General features: G+C 64.7%; 6 protein-coding genes. 1 reads left to right on the top strand and 5 read right to left on the bottom strand.

The genetic code is table 11. The annotated features are described in order from the left end of the window. The coding region (locus U742_RS0119950; RefSeq protein WP_029356266.1) for an AMP-binding protein at positions 1-208 on the bottom strand (208 nt) is incomplete at its 3' end. Between the two features lie 214 nt (positions 209-422). On the opposite strand from U742_RS0119950, the gene U742_RS0119945 reads away from it, so the two are divergent. Continuing rightward, positions 423-1727 (top strand): CaiB/BaiF CoA transferase family protein, encoded by a 1305-nt coding sequence (locus U742_RS0119945; RefSeq protein WP_197028299.1) that lies wholly within the window; start codon positions 423-425, stop codon positions 1725-1727. Between the two features lie 73 nt (positions 1728-1800). Here U742_RS0119945 and U742_RS0119940 read toward each other — a convergent pair whose 3' ends face one another. The 4 genes from U742_RS0119940 to U742_RS0119925 are packed head-to-tail and all read right to left on the bottom strand — an operon-like array spanning position 1801 to position 6600. Further along, positions 1801-2604, bottom strand: a complete 804-nt coding sequence (locus U742_RS0119940) for an enoyl-CoA hydratase (protein WP_029356264.1) — start codon at positions 2602-2604, stop codon at positions 1801-1803. Between the two features lie 19 nt (positions 2605-2623). After that, complete coding sequence (locus U742_RS0119935) at positions 2624-3703, bottom strand: ABC transporter ATP-binding protein (RefSeq protein WP_029356262.1); 1080 nt, start codon at positions 3701-3703, stop codon at positions 2624-2626. Next, complete coding sequence (locus U742_RS0119930) at positions 3700-5535, bottom strand: ABC transporter permease (RefSeq protein WP_197028298.1); 1836 nt, start codon at positions 5533-5535, stop codon at positions 3700-3702. Before U742_RS0119930 ends, U742_RS0119935 begins: the two co-directional genes overlap by 4 nt. Before the next feature lie 33 nt (positions 5536-5568). Further along, entirely contained in the window at positions 5569-6600 is a 1032-nt protein-coding gene (locus tag U742_RS0119925; RefSeq protein ID WP_029356258.1) for an ABC transporter substrate-binding protein, read from the bottom strand. Between the last annotated feature and the right edge of the window lie 4 nt (positions 6601-6604).

Genomic DNA, 6604 nt, shown 5'->3' with positions numbered 1-6604 from the left:
AGGCGAACACTGCCTCGAGGCTCTTCTCCACCTGCAGCGCCACCCGGTCCCCCGGCTTCACGCCGAGCGCCACGAGGGCATTGGCATATTGCGCGGTGCGCCGCTCCAGATCGCCACAGGTGATGCGCCGCCCGTCCGGCGTCTCGGAGAAGGGACGAGCGGAGTCCTTGCCGCCGGCGCGCAGGCGGTCGATCAGGTGATTGGGCATGGGTCGCAACATCCGGAAAGCTGGCGGCCAGACTATCGATCGTCCCCAGCGCCGACTATCAGCTTGTGTCTTCGCGATTGGTTGCTGTGATGCACACATGTCCCGTGCGTGCGAATACCGCCACAAGCTCAGTCTTGCGATTTTGAGGCTCGCCTTGGACGCCGCTCGTGTCGACTGGTGCATCCCATGCACGAAACGCGGGCGAAATAGCTGATTGTCCACGTCGCGGCATTTGATGAAAGTTGCGCATCAAAGCCTCGCGCGCAGCGCAGCGTGCAGCGACGGTTCGAGGAGCCTTAACTTCATGAACGCAGACGCCACGTCCCCCGAAGACAGAGGGGCGTCCGGTCCGCTGTCCGGCCTTCGCGTGATCGATGCCACGCACATGCTGGCCGGGCCCTATTGCACATGGCTGCTGGGGGCGCTTGGTGCCGACGTCGTGAAGATCGAGCGGCGGGGCGCGGGCGACTTCACGCGCATCATCGCTCCCTTCAAGGACGAGAAGAGCATCTATTTCATGAGCGTGAACCGCAACAAGCGCAGTCTCACGCTCGACCTCAAGCACCCTCGCGGCAAAGCGGTGATGAAGCGTCTGCTTACGGGCGCCGACGTGTTTGTCGAGAACAACCGTGCCGGCGTCATGGACCGCCTCGGCTTTGGCTATGAGACGGTGGCGGCGTTCAACCCACGGCTGGTCTATGCATCGATCTCCGGTTTCGGCCAGACCGGCCCCTACCGGCACAAGCCCTCCTTCGACGCCATTGCGCAGGCACTTTCCGGCATGATGAGCATCACCGGCGAAGAGGCGGGCCCCCCGGCACGCGTAGGCGCCTCCATCGGCGACATCGGCTCCAGCCTGTTCGCCACGATCGGCGTGCTGTCGGCATTGCAGCAACGCGAGCGCACCGGCCGCGGCACCTTCGTCGATGTGGCGATGCTCGATTGCCAGCTGGCGCTGATGGAGAATGCGATCGCACGCTTCCTGAATGCTGGCGAGACGCCCCGCCGCCTCGGCAGCCGTCATCCCCTCATCGCTCCGTTCCAGGCCTTCGCGACCGCCGACGAGCCGATCGCGGTCTGCGTCGACACCGCCGAGCAGTGGGAGCGGCTCTGCGGCGCGCTGGCTCGGCCGGACCTCCTGGCGGACCCGCGTTTCCCCAGCGGGTCGGTGCGTGCCGACCGGCATGCCGAGCTCGAACCGATCCTTGCCGAACTCTTCCGCTCGCGCGGACGCGCCGAGTGGCTGGCGGTCCTCGACAAGGCCGACGTGCCGGCCAGCGCCATCAATTCCGTGCCTGAGGCACTGCAAGATCCTCAGGTCGTCTCGCGCAACATGGTGAAGGAGGTTCCCGCCGGCTCGGGGCTGCGCTTCGTCTCCATGCCGATCCAGATGCCGCACACGCCGCTTCCCGACGAGAAGGCGCCTCCGGCTCTGGGCGAGCACAACGACGAAATCCTCGCCGATTTCGGTTTCTCGCCGGAAGAGATCGACGCTCTCCGTGCGGAAGCGGTGATCTGAGCGGTGCGGGATGCGCCCGCCACCCTGCTTGGAAACGCCGCGAAAGAGGCGCCCGGCGGTAGGCCCGGCGCCCTCAGCGGCCCTGCCAGACCGGGGTGCGCTTGCTAAGAAAGGCGGAGATCCCCTCCTGCATGTCCTGCGAACCGTAGCAAGCGGTCAGCAGGTCGTCGTCGGCATCGGCCGGCACGCCATGGTCGCGCAGGCGCAGCAGCGCCTGCCGTGTCGCCCAAAGCGTGAGCGGGGCGAGCTGAGTCAGCGCCTCCGCAACCTCCTGCGCCTTTGCGTCGATCTCGTCATCGCCCACCACCGTGCGGATCGCACGAACCGCGAGCAGGTCCTCGGCACCAAGCAGTTTGGCGCTGAAGATCATCTCGCGGGTCATGGCGGTGCTGGTCATGGCGATGAGGCGCGCATAATTGGTAAGGCTGAGGCAGTTGCCGACCGTGCGTGCAATTGGGAAGCCGAAGCGCAGCGACGATGCGGCGATCCGTACATCGCAGGCTGAGGCGAGGAGCGCGCCCTGGCCAACGCAGGCGCCGGCCATCGCCGCAACGGTGGGAACCCGCAACTGCTCAATGGCGACGATCAGGCGCTCCGCCTCGCGCTCCAGTGCGACGGCCGCCACGGGATCCGCCGCCTCACTCAGCGCGCCCATGTCCGCGCCTGCCATGAAGGCCGGCTTGTCGCCGCGCATGCCGGTGAACACCACGGCCCGGACGGTGTCGTCGTCGGAGATTTCCGCGAGCGCGGCAACGAGCTCATCCTCCATGCGCGCCGACATCGCGTTGCGTACGCGCGGCCGGTTGAAGACGAGCCATTCGACGGCCCCTTCGCGCCGGCGGACGAGATGGGGCGTATCCATGTCGTGAGAGGTCATCGGGACGTCCTAAAGGTATCTAGCGTGCCGGTGCGTCGTCGGGTGTCGCGAAAATCTGGCAGTGCTCCGGGGGCAGATGCACCTGAACGGACTCCCCCGGCTGAGGGCGTAGATGCGGACTGACGAAGGCCCGCAACGTCGTGTTCGCGGCGATTTCGATCAGCACATCGCGATACTCGCCGAGATAGGCCGAACGCCGCACGACGCCGTTCAGATTGTTCGCACCGCCGGCCTCACCGAGCCTTACGCGAGAGGGACGGATGCAGAGCACCGCCTTGGTACCAATGCTGGGCAATCCGCTGCGGTCCTCTGCGTGAAGAAGCGTGTCCGCAACCCTCAGCTGGCCCAGGGCTTCGCGCCGACCGGGGATTTCATTGTTGCTGCCGATGAACGAGGCGACGAAAGCATTGCTCGGCCGCTCGAAGATGTCTTCGGGCGAGCCCAACTGCTGGACGATCCCGCCCTGCATCACTGCCACCTCGTCGGCCGTGACCAGAGCCTCGCCTTGGTCGTGGGTGACGTAGACCGTGGTGATGCCGAGTTCGTCATGCACGCGGCGGATCTCGAAGCGCATTTCCTCGCGCAGATGGGCGTCAAGGTTCGACAGAGGCTCGTCGAGCAGGAGAATTCGCGGCTCGACGGCCAATGCCCGAGCCAGCGCGACGCGCTGCTGCTGTCCGCCGGAAAGCTCGAAAGGGTAGCGCTCGCGCAGCGGCGTAAGGCGCACGGCTTCCAGCGCCTTGGACAGCCGCGCCTCGAGCTCGGCACGGGACAGCTTTCGCAGATGCAACCCGAAAGCGACATTCTCCGCGACCGTCTTGTGCGGCCAGACAGCGTAGTTCTGGAAGACCAGCGAGATCCCCCTCCGTTCGGGCGGAACAACGCGCTGCGGGCTGGAGATGAGTTCTCCGCCGGCCCGGATCTCGCCACCGCTCGGCGTGTCGAAGCCGGCCAGCAATTGCAGCGTTGTCGATTTCCCGCATCCCGAGGGACCCAGCAGCGCGAGCAGGGCGCCATTGGGGATATTCAGGTCGATCGACTTCAGGGCCTGGTAGGCGCCGTAGGATTTCGATAGCTGGCGGATATCAATGTCGCTCATGGGGCAGCTCCGAGGCTGGCCGCGTTGCGGCGGCGATAGGCGGCGCCCTCGGTGACGAAGCGCGAGAGGAGAACGACGATGAGCGTGGCGAACAGAAGCAGGGCGCTGGCGGCGCAGACGGCCTCGTAATTGCCGCCGTCCTTATAGTTGTAGATCAAGGTTGTCATGACGTTGGTTCGGGGCGAGACGAGGAATATCGCCACCGACAATTCCCGCATGATCGGGATGAAGACCAGCAGCCAACCCGCCACGAGCCCGCCGCGCATCAGCGGTGCCGTGATGGAAGCGAATGTGCGGGCCTCGCTGGCGCCGACGCTGCGGGCCGCGCGTTCGAGATCCGGGCTGATGCCCTTGAGGATCGACCCGGCCTGCGAATAGGCGATCGGAAGGAACGTTGCCACGAAGGCCGCGATGATGAGCGTGGCGGTGCCGTAGAGATTCAGTGGCTGCCGTGTATAGGCCGAGAAAAACCCGACCGACAGAACGATGCCGGGAATGATGATCGGGATGGTGACAAGCGCCGCGAGCAGGCCCGCGCTGCGCAGCAGCTTCCGTTCGACAATGTAGGCGACCAGAATGCCTATCATCATGCAGAAGCTGGCGGCGACACCGGCATAGACCAGGCTGTTGACGATGGCGCGCTGGGTCTCGGCATTCTCGAAGATCGCCCAGCGATACCAGTGCAGCGTGAGATTGGAAGGGACGGGCCCGAGCCCCCAGGCCCGGCTCAGCGACACCAGCACGATGGCGATGTAGGGCATCACGACCGCCGTGACCGGCACGATCAGGGCAAAGGCGAGCGCCGGCAGGCGCCAGGCTCTCAGCCGGATTTTTCGCCCGGCACGCCCCTTGCCACCCACGGTGGTGAACTGGCGTCGGCCGAGAATGCGGCGCCTCGCATAGAACAGCATGCCGGTGATTGCGATCAGCGGCATGCAATAGGCAGCCGACATGTACAGGGCGGGCGGAAAGAGCTGATAGAACTCTGCCAGCTTGGTCGTGACCACCAGCGTGCCGCTCGGCGTCAGCAGGAAGGCCGGCACGCCGAACAGGGTCATGCCCTGGATGAAGGAGAGGATGAAGCCCACCAGCACGGCCGGCATGACCAGCGGAATGGTCACCGAACGCATGGTCCGCACCACGCCCGAGCCAAGTGTCGTGGCCGCGTCTTCGAGCTCGACCGGCATTTCCTCCAGCGCGCTGGAAACCAGTGTGAAGGTGTAGGGCACCGTATAGATCGAGCAGACGAAAATGGTGCCGATCATCGAATAGATGTTCAGAAGCGGCCAATCGGTGCCGCTCAGCACCCGCCAGCCGACATTGAGCCAACCCGAATTAGGCGCGGCGAGCAGGATCCAGCCGAGGGCGCCGATGAAGGAGGGTGTGACGAACGCCGCCATGGTGAAGAGGCGAATGAATCCGCGCATGGGCATGTCTGTTCGGGCGACCAGCCATGCCAGCGGCACACCCAGCAGCGTCGAGATGACGGCGACCGCCGTCGCCAGTAGCAGCGAATTGAACAGCGGCGCCCAAAGTGACGTGGAGGCGAAGATCTGCACGTAGTTGCGCAGGGTCCACTGGCCTGTGTCATCGTCGTGGAAGCTGTTGAACACGATCCAGCCGAGCGGCTGAACAATCAGCAGCGCCAGCACCGCGAGCAGTATGACAAGCACGATCAACCGGAACGCATGGTGGCGCCGATAGCCGTCCAAGGCGGAACGCGCCGCGCTCATCGGGAGGGATGAGGCCATGGGTACACTTCCGGGTTCGTAAAATGGGCAGACACAGCGGTGACGTGAATCAATCCGAGAAGGATGCTGGTCCGGCGACATAAAGGGCGCCGGACCGCCACGACCGGCTGGATGTCAGCCGATGATTTCTTTCCACTTGGCAATGCCTTCCGCCACTTCGGCGGCGAGATTGTCCACGGGGTTGCGGTACCATTTGATCGATTGGAGCGTACGCCCCTCGGCCCAGGGAACATCGGTGCGCAGGGTCGGCCAGAAATTCTTGGCGAGGATGTTCGACACTTCCACCGAATACAGGAAGTCTGTGAAGAGCTTGCCCGCATTCGGGTGCGGCGCCTTGGTAGGAACCGCAGTCAGGCCGAGATTGAGGATTGCGTCATCTGAGGGAACCGTGACGCCGATCGGGTTGCCGGCCGCCTGCTGGGTTAGCGAGTAGCTGAAGGGTGCGGCGGAGCCCACCTTGCGTTCGCCGGAGAGAATGTCGGTCACTGTGTCGACATTCGATTGGCCGACCTTCGGCTTCCGCTTGGCGAAGGCCCGGAGGAAGTCGTCGCCATACTTCTTGCGGATGGCGACGACCCAGCTCGCCACATCGCCGGAAAAGGCCGGGCTGCCGGTGGTGATCTGGTTGACCCATGGCGCGTCGAGCAGCGCGGTCCACGATGCCGGCGGTGCGGCGACCGAGCTGGACTGATTGATCGTGGTCAGGCTGATGGCGCCGACGTGATAGGTGTTCTCGGGGTCGATGCTGCGGAATGCCTCCGGCACCATGTCGATATTGGCGGGCTTGAACGGCTGGATGGCGCCGAGCTTCTGCAGATCCTTGTAATGCAGCAGGTTCGTCGTACCGATCGAATCGCACTGCACGGCGTCGTTCTGGATTTCAAGGCGCAGGCGCGTGAAGATCGTCTGCGACGCCTGGCGAAGCAGGCTTACCTCGATGCCTGGGTACTTCGCCTTGAAGGCATCGCGGATCTCCTCGATCGTCTTCTGCTCATAGGAGCCCCAGTACAGATTGAGGGCACCTTCCTTCTTCGCGGCCGCGTAAAGCGCATCGTCCGCGGCGCTCACAGGAGAGATCCGGAGCGCGGAGGCGGCCAAGCCGGCGGCGCCACCCATCAATACATGTCGTCTGGTAAAATCTGCCATCAGT

The organism is Allobosea sp. 117 (genome assembly GCF_000702305.1).
Lineage (GTDB): Bacteria > Pseudomonadota > Alphaproteobacteria > Rhizobiales > Xanthobacteraceae > Ancylobacter.
The sequence above is the reverse complement of the archived record's forward strand: the minus strand, read 5'-3'. Positions and strand labels throughout refer to the sequence as shown.